This is a genomic window from Chryseobacterium suipulveris, assembly GCF_022811685.1.
GTDB lineage: Bacteria > Bacteroidota > Bacteroidia > Flavobacteriales > Weeksellaceae > Kaistella > Kaistella suipulveris.
On the sequence record NZ_CP094532.1, the window covers coordinates 1,753,540 to 1,770,153 of the forward strand.

A 16,614-nucleotide genomic window follows, 5' to 3' on the forward strand; every position below is an offset into this window, starting at 1 on the left:
TTTGAATTTAGCCCTAAAATTTTCAGATCATGAAGCTCGCCGATTTAGCAAAGGAACTCAACATCTCTACCGAAAGTTTCATCAAGTTTATTACCGATTTCGACCTTGAACTTTCGGAGTGCATCAACACTAACTTTGATGTAAAAGACGACTTTGTAAAGTTTGCGAGGGAAAATGTCGCATTCCTTAGAAAATACGAGAAAGATCTGGAGGTTGATAAATCTGTAGAAGATATCGCTGAAAACATTAATCAGCCCACCGAAAAAGTAGCCGAAATCATCAAACAGGAAAAGCCGCGACTCTTCGACAACGGCATCTATAAATCATCTGTTTCCAGTTTCGGGATCGACAATAAACTCGGCGGAAACTATCAGTTTGTATATGACTATTTCGGCCGAAAAACCAGTCTGAAAGAAAGAGACTTCATCGGTTACAGAGATTTGTTTTTCTATATTTCGCAGGAACTCGAGCCGTTTATCAACAACGTTCCGTTAAGCGATTGGGGACTTCATAAACCGGCGGGAATTATTCTCTACGGTCCACCGGGAAGCGGAAAGATTTTTTGGGCAAATAAAATTGCAGAAATTACCGGTTACCTGTTTAAAGAAATCAAAAAACATTATCTCGGTACTTCCTTTGTCGATGGGAATAAGACGACGTTCAACGACTTCTTGGTGATGATGATGAAAGAGGAAAAAGTGCTTCTTTTTATGGAGGATTTCGATACGATTATGGGAATTCGAACCGAAGAAAAATCAATCGATTCCTGCGACGAGGAAACCAAGGAAATCGTGATGCACTACATCGGTCATTTCGAGGAAGAAGAGCTTCTGATGGTCGGTTCCGCAAACTCTGTCGTTGATATTGACCGCGAAGTTCTGGCACCCGGAAGATTCGATGTGCTGATCCCGATTTTCCCACCCAATTTTCAGGAAAGATGCGAGATGATTCTTTTCCATATGACCGAGAATTTGGTGGAAAATTCGTTGCTCATGAGAATTCTGGTCAACAATCATGCTGATCACCTCCCATTTTGGAAGAAAGTTGCCGAAAAAATGAAGACCTTTTCAAATACGATGATCATCGATTTTACGCAGAGTTTGAAAAAGAGAATCAGAAACCTTTACCTGAACGACCATTCCGAAAACATCGTAATAGACGATCATTTGCTGGATTCTGCTTTACGCGATGCATCGGCAAAACTCACCGAAGAATATCTAACACAGGTCGATCAGTTTATCATCGATGTGACCATTCACAATTACGACGATTTCCCTCAACGAATTGAGGAATTAAAGCGCGAGCTGCAAATCTACAAAGTCGTGGAAGCACCGCGAAAATCAATTGGATTCACGCATAACGAAGAATCAACAAAGAAATAGACCCCAGTTGAACCTGTTCCTTTCTTTTATTTCTTCTTTTTTGCGTCTGGTTTTTTCGGGACTTTCAATCCCTCCTGTTCCGCTTCCGAAATTCCGATTGCGATTGCCTGTTTGCGGTCGGTAACTTTCTGTTCTGATGACGATTTCAGTGTACCTTCCTTGAATTCGTGCATCACTTCCCCAATTTTTTCCTGGGCTTTTTTGGAATATTTTCTCGTTGCCATTTTTACTAAGATTTTGATTGTTAAATAATTTGCAGCAATTGATTTGCCAACTTTGTATCACAAGAAACTCCAAGAATTCACAAAGCTTCCGAAGAATTGTTGCTGAGAAAGGGGCGCTTCGCTTTATGAAGGTTTGCAGAAAATTAGCTTTGCTTAAAACCATGATGCACATCCTATGAAAATCATTATCTTTGAATCCTTATCATTATTTTTTATGAAAAAAATCTTTTTATCAGCTGCCATCGTTGTTTCAGCTGCTCTTTTCTCGCAGCAAATTACTTTAGAAAAAATCTATTCTGGTTATTACCGTGGAAAAAATATCGCAGGAATTGCTTCTCTGAAAAACGGTGAAAACTACGCCGTAATCGAACCGGGCGGAATTGCAAAATATTCCTATAAAACCGCTCAGAAAGAGGGAAATATTGTTGACGGCAAGTTCAGTTCCTATATTTTTAATGAAGACGAATCCAAAATATTATTATTAAAGGAAAGCGAGCCGATTTACCGACACTCATTCTTAGGGAAATTTGATGTGAAAGATTTGAAATCTGGAAAAGTTCTGTCATTGAATAATGGAAATTATGTGCAGGAACCAACTTTCTCTCCAGATGGAACCAAGGTCGCTTTCATCGCGGATAACAATCTTTTTTACCAGGATTTGGGTACTGAAAAGATTACCCAAATCACTACCGATGGAAAGAAGAATTCGATCTTGAACGGTCTTGCAGACTGGGTTTATGAGGAAGAATTCGGACACGCGAAATTGTACGAATGGACCAAGAATTCTGACGCGATTGTTTACGTAAAGTCTGATGAATCGGAAGTTCCTGAAATGTATATCCCGATTTACAACAAGCAGCTATACCCTTCCGAAATGCGTTTCAAATACCCGAAAGCAGGTGAAAAAAACTCTGTCGTTTCAGCGCATCTTTACCGATTGGATTCTGGGAAATCAATGGCACTCAATTTATCTTCTTTCAAGAATTACTATATCCCAAATGTCATTCAAACCAAGAAAGCGGATGAAATGATCCTCATTACTTCAGAAAGGATTCAGAATGCTTCCGATATTTTGAAAATCAATACCAAAAACGGTTCAGTAACCAAACTCTTTACCGAATCGGACGATAAATGGGTCGATACCGAAAATGTAACCATGGAATTTCTGGACGATAATTCCTTTATCTGGGGAAGCGAGCGCGACGGAAACCGCCACCTTTACTGGTATGACCAAAACGGGAAACTGAAAAAACAGATCACCAAAGGAAATTGGGAAGTTGTTGATTATTACGGGTTTAACCCAAAAACGAATGAAGTTCTGATAAGGACTACAGAAAAAGGCAGCATCAACAAAGTGGTTTCGAAGGTGAACATCAACACCGGAAAATCTGTTCTGATTTCTAATGGCGAAGGAAATAATTCTGCCGATTTCAGCAAGAATTACAATTATTTTATCGAGACCTCTTCATCAGCGAAAAAACCCTACACTTTTGTTTTGAAAGACGGCAACGGCAAAGTAGTGAGAGAACTTCAAAACAATGACGAACAGCTGAAAAAACTACAGCAGGACAACTTCATTATCAAAGAATACTTCACTGTTCCCAATGAAGCGGGAGATCAGATGAATGCGTGGATCATGAAGCCGAAAAATTTTGATCCGAACAAGAAATATCCGCTGTTTATGTACCAATATTCAGGACCCGGTTCTCAGCAGGTAACCAATTCTTGGGATACAGGAAACGGATTGTGGTTCAGTCATTTGGTGCAACAAGGATATATTGTTGCCTGTGTTGACGGACGAGGAACTGGAGGAAAAGGCACGAAATTTAAGAAAGTGACCTACATGCAACTCGGCAAATACGAGATTGAAGACCAGATTGCGGCTGCAAAATGGTTCGGCAAACAGTCATACATTGATAAAGACAGAATCGGAATTTTTGGATGGAGTTTTGGCGGTTATATGGCGAGTTTGGCCTTGACAAAAGGAGCTGATGTTTTTAAGACAGGAATCGCAGTTGCGCCCGTTACAAACTGGAGATACTACGACACCGTTTACACCGAAAGATTTATGAGAACGCCACAGGAAAATCCTTCTGGTTATGATGACAATTCACCGACAACGTACGCCAAACTCTTGAAAGGAAAATTTCTGATGATCCACGGAACTGCCGATGACAATGTACATTATCAAAATGCACTGGAGTTTGCTGAAGGTTTAATCCAAAACAAGAAACAGTTTGAGTTTATGACCTATCCCGACAAAAACCACGGAATCTACGGCGGAAACACGCGACCGCAACTTTATCAGATGATGACGGATTTTCTATTGAAAAACCTGTAATAAAGTACGAAGTACAAATTACGAAGTACGGAAAACCAAAAAATATCGACGGACAGCTAACTTGCAAACAAAAAAATCCCGATTTTAAGATCGGGATTTTTTGGTCTTTTATTGTTGTAAATTCTACATTCCGAGAACTCTTACATCAATTCTTCTGTTCTGCGCCTTACACTCGTCGGTGTCGTTTGCAGGGCACACTGGGAACTGTGAACCGTAACCTTCAGCTTCTACCCTGTCTGCAGCGATTCCGAGATTCATCAGATATAGTTTTGCACTTTGGGCACGAAGATTAGACAGCGTTTTGTTGCTCTCCTCGTTTCCGGTATTGTCGGTATAGCCACCTAATTTTACCTTAAGATTTGGATAGGCAGTCAAAAGTTTCGCGATATTGTCGAGTTCCTTTTCGGCACCGGCTTTCAATTTTTCGCTATTCGTTTCGAAATAAAGATTTTCGATGGTGAACCATTTTTCTTTTTCAAGCAGGGTTTGATCTTTCATTTCAATTCCTTTTGCAAGAAAGCCGATCTGGCTCATTTCGCCAAGAGTCAGCGCTTCACCGTTTGGAAGTTTAATGGCAGTCGGATTTCCGGTGTTGTACACATAATCTCCGCTTTCATTTAAAGTTCCGGTTGGCTTCACAATATCGTATTCCATTGAATCCTGAGCAGCAGCAGAAGTTGAGTGAGCTGCACCTGTACTTTTCAGCTGCATTGCTTCCATTTTTGCCTTTCTGTTTTCTTCGATTTTATCTTTATGTAAAATGGCTAAAGTCGGCGCGATTACCAGCGAAACGATGGACATCAACTTGATCAATATATTCATCGACGGACCGGAAGTATCTTTGAAAGGATCACCCACAGTATCTCCTGTTACCGAAGCTTTGTGTGGTTCAGAACCTTTGTAGAAAGTTTTTCCGTTAATATCAACTCCTTTTTCGAAAGATTTCTTGGCATTATCCCAAGCTCCTCCTGCATTGTTTTGGAACATTCCCATCAATACTCCGGAAACGGTTGCTCCGGCAAGGAAACCTCCCAAAACTTCAGGCCCGAAAATGAAGCCCACCAAGATTGGTGAAATCAAAGCGATTGCACCCGGTAAAAGCATTTTCTTGATCGATGCATCGGTAGAGATTGCCACACATTTTTCATACTCTGGAACTGCTTTTCCTTCGAGGATTCCAGGGATCTCGCGGAACTGTCTTCTTACTTCTTCCACCATCGCCATCGCCGCTTTTCCTACTGCGGTAATTGCCAGTGACGAGAAGATGAACGGAATCATACCTCCAATGAAGAGACCCGCCAAAACATCTGCTCTGTAAATATCGATGCCATCGATTCCCGCAATTCCAACGAATGCCGCGAAAAGCGCCAAAGCCGTCAAAGCAGCGGAAGCGATTGCGAAACCTTTTCCTGTTGCGGCGGTGGTATTTCCTACCGCATCGAGAATATCGGTTTTTTCACGAACCTCTTTCGGTAATTCACTCATTTCAGCGATTCCTCCCGCGTTGTCTGCGATCGGTCCGAATGCGTCAATTGCCAACTGCATCGCGGTTGTCGCCATCATTCCGGCAGCAGCGATTGCAACTCCGTACAATCCTGCGCAAAGGTAGGAACCGTAGATTCCACCCGCTAAAACAATAATTGGCAAAAGTGTAGATTCCATCCCGACAGAAAGTCCGCCGATAATGTTTGTCGCGTGTCCTGTTGATGATTGTCTCACGATACTTTTCACCGGTCTTTTTCCCATTGCTGTGTAATATTCGGTGATGATACTCATTAAAGTTCCCACGATCAAGCCCACGATAATCGCTCCAAAAACTCCCATTTTGGTGAATTCGTGACCTCTTAAAGTCATTGTTTCAGGCATTAAATAATTAACCAGGAAATAAGATGCGATCGCGGTGAGAATGATACTTCCCCAGTTACCGAAGTTCAGCGCATTCTGTACAGGTGCGGTATCGAGTTCGGTGTGTTCACCAATTTTCACGAACAAAGTTCCTATGATGGAGAAAATAATTCCGATTCCCGCAATCATCATTGGTAAAAGGATTGGCGCATAACCACCGAAAGTGTCATTAGATAAAGTTTCTCTTCCTAAAACCATGGTCGCCAAAACGGTCGCAACATAAGATCCGAATAAGTCGGCTCCCATTCCGGCAACATCTCCTACGTTGTCTCCTACGTTATCTGCGATGGTTGCAGGGTTTCTTGGATCATCTTCAGGAATTCCTGCTTCTACTTTTCCAACAAGGTCGGCTCCAACGTCTGCAGCTTTGGTGTAAATTCCACCACCAACTCTCGCGAAAAGTGCGATGGATTCCGCACCAAGAGAGAATCCGGTTATGATTTCTATTGCTCTTTCCATTTCGTGGGTATCCACAGCTGCGTCCGGAGCAAAGATTTGTTTTACGATAAGGAATGTCGCACCTAATCCTAAAACAGCCAAACCGGCAACTCCCATTCCCATCACGGAACCTCCTGTGAAGGAAACTTTAAGTGCTTTTGCTAAAGAGGTTTTTGCCGCTTCCGCAGTTCTGACGTTTGATTTTGTGGCGATCTTCATCCCGATAAATCCTGCGAGAGCCGAAAGGATTGCCCCGAAAATAAAGGCAAAACCGATACTCCAGTGCGAATTGGCGTTGGATGCTCCCATAATTCCGAGGAGTACCGCAACAACGATGACAAAATACAGCAGGATCTTGTATTCCGCCTTTAAGAAAGCCATTGCTCCATCGGCAATGTGCCCGCTGATTTCCTTCATCCTGTCGTTTCCGGCATCCTGTTTCCCTACCCACGAACTTTGAACGAAAGTGTAAATCAACGCAATGATACCAAAAATCGGCACCAAATAAAATAAGAAATTCATAGATTATTATTTAATGTTAAATTTTGTTAATGAAAAGAATGTCCGAAAATACACATTTATTTTAAATTCTCAATGGATTTCGGGGAAAAAATAAAGGCAGATGAATCCACCTGCCTTCAATTTTTCAACTACTTGATCTACCCTCCAAATTTGTTTGCGTAATCATTTTGCGACGAAACGATCACCTGTTTTGCGTGCTCTGCTCCATAAATCTCCTGAATTCTACATTTTGCCGGCTCATCCGGTAGGTTTTTATAGGTAAGGAAATAGTGCATTAACCGCTTTACTTCTGCTATCGGTAGTTCCGAGATGTCTCTGAAATGTCCGAAAGCGTGGTCGCCCTTCATCACTGCAACGATTTTGTCGTCGGCTTCTCCCTTGTCGATCATCTTGAATCCGCCGATTGGTATTGCTTCCATCAACATTCCGCCTGAGTGGATATTGTGTGAACTGAGAACACAAATATCGAGCGGGTCCAAGTCGCCTGTTGTTACGTCATTCGCACCACTTGCAATGGCAAGATCTCTCACTTCGTCGTGACAATAAGTTCTTGGGATAAAACCGTACAATGCGGGAATAATATTGGAGAATTGTTGCGGACGGTCCACTTTCAGGTATCCGCTCGCTTTATCAACTTCGTATTTAATCGTGTCTGAAGGTACGATTTCGATAAAAACGTTTACAACATTGGGAGCATCAGCTCCTGCATTGATTCCGTGCCATGGATGCGCTTTAAAATTCGGTATCATTATATATTTTAATAATTTTTAGTTAGCAATTAGGTTCTCTTTCCTCAAATCCTCCAACGTGCTCGAAATGTAATCTTCCCCGTTCATGTAGTTCATCAGAAAAACTGTTTTGAAATCCTGCAAAGTAGCATTCTCATTCAGATTTTCATAAGTTTTATGAAGCAGATGGATCACGTTGTTCTTAGAGTTTACCACATTCGACCAGGTATTTTTTGGCAGGTAAAGCTGTTGCGAGGCGTTATAGTCGAACTCCTCGTTCACCGCTTTTTCGGTTAGGAAAACAAATTCATGCACTGCAAGATTTGGGTCGAATTTCGTAACGAGATTCGACGGTTTCAATCTCTCTAAAAGCAGCGTAAGTCTTTCATACGCATGGATGCGCTGCTCCGAACTTCCCTTGATGGTCAAGAGTTTCATCTCCTGATTTTTTAATTTAATGTAGGTATAGACAAATTGCCTGAGCAAAATCAGAAAGGGAATCGCGATCAGGAGCGCAAACGCATAGGGCATGTAAGGAGAGTCAATCATCCGGGGAGTTTAGAGGTTGCAAAATTACTGATAATTTGCTACTTTATGAAGAAGTTTCGCAACAAATCGGTTTTGGAATTTTCGATGATGGGATATTCCTGACGTTCGGCGCCAAAACTTTTGAAGAATACTTCGATGCCGCGAATGGTTCCGCCCATAAAGTCAAATGATTTGCTTTGGATGTTTTCCTGAAGAATCCTGTCGATGAGGAATGAGGCGCCATTGTCGAGGCGGTATTTTTCATCATTAACCAAACCCAAAAGTGAAAGACTGTTATCATGATCGATAACGATTGCCGAATTGGTAATCTGCTCATCTTTAAACGAGCCAAAAACCCTGAGCTTTTTCTGACGATCCAGAAAATTCATATAGCCAAAAAGTTTTTCGACATCACTTTTTTTGTCGAGTCCTTTAAAATTATTTCTGATAAAGTCTAAATTTTCTGCAAGGTTCAGTTCTTTGAAATTAAGATACTGTGCAGTTTTGACGGTTGATTTCCTACCTTTAAAATAATGCTTACGCAACAGTTTATATTCGGTAGTTTCGATGAAGTAGTTCTTTTTATGCTTAAAGTTTGAACTAATTTTATTTTGAAAATTAAAGTAATAGTTGACAATTTTGTAGTTCTTCTTCAAAAAATCAACAAAAAGACCTTCCATTTTTTCGTCAGTTTCTTTTCCAAAAATTCCAAGTTGTTGACAAAAAAGTGGCATCAGCACAAAATGAAAACCGAATTTCTTCTTTATGGGAACCGGCATCACAAAATCGTAATCTCCCGAAACGAGCAGTTCCCAGCTCTCACAAACCTCGTCGAGGATTTCCCTTTGCGCATAAAAGTTTTTCTGAACCGACTGATCGATACATTTACCATACTTCACAAAATCTATTTCACTGTATTTCAGCTTTTTAATCATACTAAACCTTCTTCGGCGAAACTGAGATAAGAATTTTGGGTAATGATGAGATGATCCAGTAATTTCACCTGGAGCAGTTTTCCCGCATCGGCAATTTGACGGGTGATATGAAGGTCGTGCTGACTCGGATTCAGATTTCCTGAGGGATGGTTGTGTGCGATAATCACTCCTGTTGCAAAGTTATCCAAAGCTTCCTTGAAAAGAATCCTGATATCGACCATCGATTGGTTGATTCCGCCTGTTGAAAGCTTGCTTTTGGCGAGTACCCGATTGTTTTGGTTTACATAAACCGCCCAAAACTCCTCGGTCTGCAAATCTGCGAGAAATGGATGGAGGATAGAAAAAGTGTCTTTGCTGCTGTTGATCTGAAATTTTTCGGGGACCTCCTGTGAAGCTCTCCTTCTGCCGATTTCGAGTGCGGTAAGAATCTCAACAGCTTTTACCGGACCGATTCCTTTGAATTTCGTGAGGTCTTTCACCGATAATTTTGCCAGATTATTCCAGTTGTGCTCAACCGATTTTAGGATTGTTCTCGCGAGTTCCACCGCCGATTCCTCATTGTGGCCGATCTTGATGATGATCGCCAACAATTCCGCATCAGAAAGTGAATTCTTGCCTTTCAGCAAAAATTTTTCTCTGGGTCGGTCGTCTTCAGCAAGGAATTTTATGGACATGAGAAAGGTTTGAGGTTTGAAGTTTGATGTTTCAGGTTCCCGGTTTCAAGTTTCTAGATATTTGTTGATTCTTAATTGTTATTTCGTAATTCGTATTTCGTATTTCGTATTTCGTATTTCGTAATTTGTACTTACAAAATAAGTCCATCCTTCATCACCAACTTTCTGTCGGTCGTATCTGCAAGATAAGTGTTGTGGGTCACGATCACGAAAGTCTGGTTGTACTTGTCCCTCAAATCGAAGAACAACTGGTGCAGATCATCTGCATTTTTGGAGTCGAGGTTTCCGGTGGGTTCGTCGGCAAAAATAATTTTCGGGGAATTGATCAGTGCTCTCGCAACAGCGGTTCTCTGCGCCTCACCTCCAGACATTTCGTTCGGTTTGTGGTGAAGTCGGTGTGCAATGTTCAAGTCTTCGAAAAGTGAGTACGCCTTTTCTAAAGATTCCCGCTCATTTTTGCCCGAAATCCTGGTCGGAAGCAGAACATTTTCCAAAGCCGTAAACTCTGGGAGCAGCTGGTGGAACTGAAAAACAAAGCCAATGTTCTTATTTCTGAACTTGGAGAGCTCGCTATCTCTCATGTTGATAAAGGACTGCCGCGCTAATGCAAGCTCGGTTCCAAATGCTTTAGGATTCGTCGGAGTGTCGAGTGTTCCGAGAATCTGCAGCAGCGTGGATTTTCCGGCACCGGATTCACCGACGATGGAAACCACCTCCCCTTCAAGAATGTGGATATCGACTCCTTTCAAAACCTCTAAATCGCCGTAGGATTTATGGATATTTTTCGCTCTAATCATAAGTTTCAAAAATAGTGATTTTTCCGCAAATTCAGTTTAACAATAAACCCTTTCAAAATCAACTTGAAAGGGTTCATTAAAATATCTGTAATTCTTTTACAGCAACAAAGTCAGTGGCTGCTCAAGATAAGTTCTCAACGTTTGAAGGAACTGAGCGCCGGTTGCTCCGTCCACTACTCGATGGTCGCAGGCAAGCGAAAGCTTCATCGTATTTCCTACAACGATTTGTCCGTCCTTCACAACAGGTTTTTCGATGATCGCTCCTACAGAAAGGATTGCAGAATTCGGTTGGTTGATGATCGAAGTAAAGGTCTCGATTCCAAACATTCCCAAATTAGAAACTGAGAAAGTTGAACCTTCCATTTCGTTGGCTTTCAAACCTTTGGACTTTGCTCTTCCCGCCATGTCTTTCACCGCTGCCGAAATTTGGTTGTAGTTCATCTGGTCTGCATTTTTCAGTACCGGAACAACCAGTCCGTCTGGAATAGCTACCGCAACTCCCACGTTGATATTTCCGTGGTGGATGATTTTATCTCCCGCCCAACTCGAATTCACCTGCGGATGTTTTCTCAAAGCCATTGCGGTTGCCTTGATGATCATGTCGTTGAAAGAAATCTTGGTATCCGGTAAGGAATTGATTTCGTTTCTTGCCTCAATCGCTTTATCCATATTGATCTCCACCATCAGATAATAGTGAGGTGCGGAGAATTTACTTTCAGAGAGGCGTTTCGCGATAATATTTCTCACCTGGGAATTTACCGTTTCGGAGTCTTCACCCTGAACGAAATTCATTTGCGGTTGAGCCACTGCAACAGTTGGCGCAGCTGCAACAGGCGCGGCAACGGCAGTTTGCTTAGCCGGAGTAAATTCTTCAATATCTTTTTTAACGATTCTCCCGTTTTCGCCGGAACCTTGCACGGATTGAATGTCGATTCCTTTTTCCGCCGCCATTTTTCTTGCTAATGGAGAAATTGCGATACGGCCTTCAGCATTCTGCTGACCGCTTTCGGCAGTTGGTTTAGGTTCAGAAACTTCAGATTTTGCACTTGGCTCTTGGCTCTTTTTACTTGGCTCCTGAACTTTTCCTTTTCCCGAAATCAATCCTGAAACATCAGTTCCTTCCGGACCGATGATTGCCAAAACGGTATCTACAGGACTTGCTCCGCCTTCCTCAACACTTGCATAAAGCAAAGTTCCATTATATTCCGACTCGAAATCCTGCACCGCTTTATCGGTTTCAATTTCGGCCAAAATATCGCCTTCCTTCACTGAGTCACCTACTTTTTTGTGCCATTTCGCAACCTTTCCTTCGGTCATCGTATCAGAAAGTCGCGGCATTGTGATTACATTAACTCCAGCCGGAATTTCAGCTGTAGTTTGCTCGATGCTTGTAGATTCTTCCTCTGTCTTATGTTCTTCGTCGATTTTCTTTTCTTCAGCTTTTTCAGAAACGCCTTCATCAACTTTCACCGCCCCTTTCAACGCTGAAATATCTTCACCTTCCTTCCCGATGATCGCCAAAACGGAATCCACCGGAGAAGAAGCGCCTTCTTCAGTCCCGATATATAAAAGCGTACCGGCAATTTCTGCCTCGAAATCCTGTACCGCTTTATCGGTTTCTATTTCAGCCAATATATCGCCCTCTTTTACAGCGTCTCCTACTTTTTTGTGCCATTTCGCCACTTTACCTTCCGTCATGGTGTCCGAGAGACGGGGCATGGTAATTACATCTGCCATAATTTTAATTTGAAAATTTGAATGATTTGAAAATTTGAAAATACTGCGACCTCAAAAATTCAAACAAATATTTTTATTAAAGTAAAATGAATCAATCTGAACCATTAAGAATGTAAAAACATTTCCAAATTTTCAAATTGCCTCATTTTCAAATTGATTAGTTTTCTAACTTATCCAGGAACGGATAATCTTCCTGTGCGTACACGTACTCATAAACTTTTTCAGGATCTGGGTACGGTGAATTTTCCATGAAGTCCACACATTCTTCCACGAAATCTCTTGATTTTTCGTCGAGAGCATTCAGTTCGTCTTCAGTCGCCCATTTATTTTCAAGAATCTTGTGTTTCACGATTTCGATCGGATCCTGTTTCTTATGTTCGGCAACTTCTTCCTTGGTTCTGTAAGGTTCCGCATCCGACATTGAGTGACCTCTGTAACGGTAAGTTCTCGCTTCGATGAAAGTTGGTCCGTCTCCTCTTCTTGCTCTCTCGATGGCTTCATAAGCAGCTTCCGCCACTTTTTCAGGATCCATCGCATCTACAGGAAGACAAGGCATTTCGTAACCCAGACCTAATTTATAGATATCTTCGTGATTCGCTGTTCTCTTCACAGAAGTTCCCATCGCGTACTGGTTATTTTCAACCACGAAGACCACCGGAAGTTTCCAGTTCATCGCCATGTTGAAAGTTTCGTGGAGCGATCCCTGTCTTGCAGCACCGTCACCGAAGAAGCAGATGTTTACGCCACCCGTTTCAAAATATTTGTCTGCAAAGGCGATTCCAGCTCCCAAAGGAATTTGGCCACCAACAATTCCGTGACCGCCATAAAATCTTTTCTCCTTGCTGAAGATGTGCATAGAACCACCCATTCCGCCGGAAGTTCCGGTTGCCTTACCGCAAAGTTCGGCCATGATTCTTTTCGGGTCCACTCCCATCGCCATCGGATGAATGTGGCATCGGTACGCCGTGATCATGCTGTCTTTGGTCATGTCCATCGCGTGCACAAAACCTGCAGGAATTGCTTCCTGACCGTTGTATAAATGTAAAAATCCTCTGATTTTTTGTTTTAGGTAAAGGGATCGGCATTTGTCTTCAAACCTTCTCCACATCGTCATTTCTTCGTACCATTTAAGGTAAACTTCTTTTGAAAATTCTTTCATGCTTGTTGAAAATATGATGCAAAAATACGAAATATCTTTGTGTTTCCTTTAGATGTCAAAGAGATTTTTCTCATATCATAAATCCGAAATCCTTATTTTTGAACGATATTAAAATTTATGCGTTTAGACGAAAATCCGCAGATTATTGCACTTTCAATATTCATTTCGAACTTTTTCAATCCACTTACCTCGCTTGTTCTGTATTTGGTATATTACAGTTCGCAGAAGCTTTCGTACTCGGAGGCAATGCAGAAATTTCTGCCGATTACGCTGATCCTCATTATTCCTATTTCGTTTTGGATCATCTGGAATGTGAAGCGCGGCAGATACTCCAACCTCGATGTATCCAACAGAAACCAGCGGAAGAGTCTGTATTTTTTCATCGCGGCTGCAGTGGTTTGCTATCTTGTTTTTGAATATGTAAAGTACGGCACGGTTGATTTGGTTATGGTATTCTTAATGGTTTTGCTGCTGATGATGCAGATCAGCAATTACTTTATTAAAAGCTCGATGCACACCGCTTTCAATGTTTTTGTGGCAGCACTTTTTTTCTCGCAGAATGTAACGATGGGAATCATCTGGAGCATTATTGCCGTTTTGGTTGGTGTAACGAGGGTGATTTTGAAGCGACATACCGTAAAGGAAGTAATTTCGGGAACGGTTATCGCACTTTTCGTTTCTTTTATTTACCTTTATGCGAATATCCAGTTTCAGCGATGAAAACTGACTTTATCTGAAAAAACTTATGAAAATAAACCACCTCACCTCTTCGGAAGAACAACTGATGAACATCATCTGGAAAATGAATTCGTGCTATATGCGCGAAATCGTGGAACATTATCCCGATCCGAAACCACATCCGAACACCATCTCGACCTTTATGAAAATCCTGGTGGAAAAAGAGTTTTTAACCACGGAAAAAGAGGGACGGATTTTTAAATACCATGTCGCTGTTCCATTTGAAGACTATAAAAAGTTTCAGTTGAAGAACTTCCTGCATAATTATTTCGAAGGTTCAGGAAACGAAATGCTTAAAATGATGATCGACGAAAAATATCTGAATCCGGCAGATTTCAACCAGTTTTTCGAAATCAAGACGATGGTGGTTCCCGTTCAGGAAACAGCGGAACCCGAGGTAAAAGATCCGATCAGCGATTTCGTGGATGAGCTTACCGCAGAAAAAAAGAAAAAGAAGTCGAAGAAAAAGAAGAAGAAATGAGTTTGCTTGGCGGTGAATTACTTCGTGTGAATGTGCTTCGCGGTGAATTTCTTTGAGTGAATTTGATTCACAGTGAATGGGTAAATTTCTCTATACAATTATCTTTAGTCGCAAGCAACGGCATCAAACTTGAAACTCCTGTCCCGCGAATGTGGGATGAAACTTGAAACTTGGAACTTGGAACCTGAAACTCAGAACCTCAAACGACTTCAAACCTCAAACGTAAAACTTCAAACCTCTAAGCCGATGCTCAAAAAATTCAAAGAAATTTTCGGTAAAACCGACGACGTGTTCCGCAAATATCCCATGGTTTTGCTGATGGGTTTTCTGGGTGCGGTTTCCCTGATCTGTCTCGCGGAAAAAGACTTCAATTCCTTCGGAAATTATTTCGTGTTCGTAAAATTCGCGCTGGTTTCGATGTTGGGAATTTCGCTGACGTTTGCGGTCAAGATGCTTTCCGAGCGGATTGGCAAAGGGATTTTTCTCGAAATTTTTGCCGTTGCTTTTCTGGTTTTTTACTACTTTCTGCTTCCTGAAAATGAAAAAGATTTTACCGAGTGGTACGCTTTTCTGCTGATTCCGACGGTGATTCTCTCACACCTTTTGGTTTCGTTTATCCCGTTTTTCGGAAAAAGTCGCGAACTGAATTTCTGGCAATACAACAAAAACCTGTTTATTAATTTCTTTTTGACAGTGGTCTTCACCGGTGTTTTGACCTGCGGTGTGGAATTAGCTATTCTTGCGGTGGACAAACTTTTCGACTTTAAGTTCCACTCGAAATATTATGTGGAGACTTTCTATTTCTTCGCAATTTTCGGAAGCTGTTTTATTTTCCTTCTGTTTAATGAAAAGGGATTGAAATATCTCGAGAGGGACGACAATTACCCGATAATCCTGAAATTTTTCACACAGTACATCCTGATTCCGCTGTTGATCATCTACTCTGTCATTCTCTATTTCTATTCCGCGAAAATCCTGATCAATTGGGAACTTCCGAGAGGTTGGGTTTCCTACCTGATTCTCGCGTATTCCGTCGTAGGAATTCTTGCGCTGCTCCTCGTTCATCCCTTAAAACGAGAATCCGCAAAATCTTGGGTAAAGATATTTTCCAAAATTTTCTACTACACTTTGATTCCGCTGATCGTACTGCTTTTCACTGCAATCTTCACCAGAATTTTGGAATACGGATATACCGAACCGAGATATTTTGTTTTAATCTTGGCAATCTGGCTCACTTCTGTTGTGCTTTATTTTGTGTTTTTCAGAAAGACGACCATTAAGTATATTCCGGTAAGTTTGTTTGCATTTGGTCTATTTTCTTTGGTAATGCCCTATCTAAACACCTTCTCGGTGGCAAAACGTAGCCAGAAAACGGAACTGAAAAACATTCTCGATCAAAATAATCTTTTAGAAAACGGCATCATTAACTTTAATAAAAAGGTTTCAGATACTGTTGCGGACGAGGTTGCCAGTAAGTTCGACTTCCTTGCCAAACGAAACGAGAAAGATTTTCTTTTTTCATTTTTGAAACCAACCGATCAGAAGGTTTTAGCCAAATCGATCGACAAAAAAGACTATTGGGGAATACAGGGCGAATTGAGAAAACGCTTCACCCACGTTGAAACCACGAAAAAGAATTTTGATCCAAACCGCTTCGAAATGGTTGCCGAAAACAAATTTCATTCAGTGAGCGGTTACGATTTTGTAGCATCTGCCGCAAACTACAGGATGGGCGAACTGAAATTTAACAACGATACTTTCACACTTTCCCGCGACGACCGAAAAGGTGAAATCCTCACCATCACCCTGAACGGAAAAGAAAAATGGGATGTCGCTCCTTTCCTTAAAAATATCCTGAATCAGCACAAAGACCAAACAGGAAAAATCGAAGTTCCGGAGATTTCGGTGGAAAACGATTTAGGAAATTACCACATTAAAGTTGTATTCGATAACCTCATCCGTGAAAACTACGAAAAGGAACAGGTTTTCTACAACGACGCGTATTTGCTTATCCGAAAGAAATAG

The 16,614-nt window shown here is 41.5% G+C and carries 14 protein-coding genes; 5 read left to right on the forward strand and 9 right to left on the reverse strand.

Annotation, left to right across the window (positions count from 1 at the left end):
• The first annotated feature begins 29 nt into the window (after window positions 1-29).
• Window positions 30-1,382 (forward strand): AAA family ATPase, encoded by a 1,353-nt coding sequence (locus MTP09_RS08320; RefSeq protein ID WP_243547852.1) that lies wholly within the window; start codon window positions 30-32, stop codon window positions 1,380-1,382.
• 26 nt (window positions 1,383-1,408) lie between these two features.
• Here MTP09_RS08320 and MTP09_RS08325 read toward each other — a convergent pair whose 3' ends face one another.
• On the reverse strand, window positions 1,409-1,606 hold the full coding sequence (locus MTP09_RS08325; RefSeq protein WP_243547854.1) for a DUF6496 domain-containing protein: 198 nt from the start codon (window positions 1,604-1,606) through the stop codon (window positions 1,409-1,411).
• Between the two features lie 214 nt (window positions 1,607-1,820).
• Here MTP09_RS08325 and MTP09_RS08330 point away from each other — a divergent pair, with 214 nt between their 5' ends.
• Window positions 1,821-3,947 carry a S9 family peptidase gene (locus tag MTP09_RS08330; protein WP_243547856.1) on the forward strand — a complete coding sequence of 709 codons (2,127 nt, stop codon included), beginning with the start codon at window positions 1,821-1,823 and terminating at the stop codon, window positions 3,945-3,947.
• Window positions 3,948-4,070: 123 nt separating this feature from the next.
• Here MTP09_RS08330 and MTP09_RS08335 read toward each other — a convergent pair whose 3' ends face one another.
• The 8 genes from MTP09_RS08335 to pdhA form a co-directional block, all read right to left on the reverse strand.
• On the reverse strand, window positions 4,071-6,812 hold the full coding sequence (locus tag MTP09_RS08335) for a sodium-translocating pyrophosphatase (protein ID WP_243547858.1): 2,742 nt from the start codon (window positions 6,810-6,812) through the stop codon (window positions 4,071-4,073).
• Between the two features lie 137 nt (window positions 6,813-6,949).
• Window positions 6,950-7,561 carry an inorganic pyrophosphatase gene (locus MTP09_RS08340; RefSeq protein WP_243547860.1) on the reverse strand — a complete coding sequence of 204 codons (612 nt, stop codon included), beginning with the start codon at window positions 7,559-7,561 and terminating at the stop codon, window positions 6,950-6,952.
• A gap of 18 nt (window positions 7,562-7,579) precedes the next feature.
• The gene (locus MTP09_RS08345) at window positions 7,580-8,089 is read right to left on the reverse strand and encodes a DUF7935 family protein (protein ID WP_243547863.1); all 510 of its coding nucleotides are present in this window, start codon (window positions 8,087-8,089) and stop codon (window positions 7,580-7,582) included.
• A gap of 38 nt (window positions 8,090-8,127) precedes the next feature.
• A complete protein-coding gene (locus tag MTP09_RS08350) occupies window positions 8,128-9,003 on the reverse strand; it encodes a hypothetical protein (protein ID WP_243547865.1) in 876 nt (291 codons plus the stop codon).
• Entirely contained in the window at window positions 9,000-9,677 is a 678-nt protein-coding gene (radC, locus tag MTP09_RS08355) for a RadC family protein (RefSeq protein WP_243547867.1), read from the reverse strand. Before radC ends, MTP09_RS08350 begins: the two co-directional genes overlap by 4 nt.
• A gap of 131 nt (window positions 9,678-9,808) precedes the next feature.
• Window positions 9,809-10,474, reverse strand: coding sequence for an ABC transporter ATP-binding protein (locus MTP09_RS08360; protein WP_243547868.1), 666 nt, complete (start codon window positions 10,472-10,474; stop codon window positions 9,809-9,811).
• 96 nt (window positions 10,475-10,570) lie between these two features.
• Window positions 10,571-12,211 carry a pyruvate dehydrogenase complex dihydrolipoamide acetyltransferase gene (locus MTP09_RS08365; protein ID WP_243547870.1) on the reverse strand — a complete coding sequence of 547 codons (1,641 nt, stop codon included), beginning with the start codon at window positions 12,209-12,211 and terminating at the stop codon, window positions 10,571-10,573.
• Between the two features lie 157 nt (window positions 12,212-12,368).
• Window positions 12,369-13,370 carry a pyruvate dehydrogenase (acetyl-transferring) E1 component subunit alpha gene (gene pdhA / locus MTP09_RS08370; RefSeq protein WP_243547872.1) on the reverse strand — a complete coding sequence of 334 codons (1,002 nt, stop codon included), beginning with the start codon at window positions 13,368-13,370 and terminating at the stop codon, window positions 12,369-12,371.
• Between the two features lie 117 nt (window positions 13,371-13,487).
• Between pdhA and MTP09_RS08375 the strand changes: the two genes are divergently transcribed.
• The 3 genes from MTP09_RS08375 to MTP09_RS08385 all read left to right on the forward strand — a co-directional run bounded on the left by MTP09_RS08375 (window position 13,488) and on the right by MTP09_RS08385 (window position 16,614).
• Window positions 13,488-14,090: a phosphatase PAP2 family protein gene (locus MTP09_RS08375; protein ID WP_243547874.1), complete on the forward strand. Its 603-nt coding sequence runs from the start codon at window positions 13,488-13,490 to the stop codon at window positions 14,088-14,090.
• Between the two features lie 25 nt (window positions 14,091-14,115).
• A complete protein-coding gene (locus tag MTP09_RS08380) occupies window positions 14,116-14,589 on the forward strand; it encodes a BlaI/MecI/CopY family transcriptional regulator (protein WP_243547876.1) in 474 nt (157 codons plus the stop codon).
• A 156-nt stretch (window positions 14,590-14,745) separates the two neighbouring features.
• Window positions 14,746-16,614, forward strand: a complete 1,869-nt coding sequence (locus MTP09_RS08385) for a DUF4153 domain-containing protein (protein WP_243547877.1) — start codon at window positions 14,746-14,748, stop codon at window positions 16,612-16,614.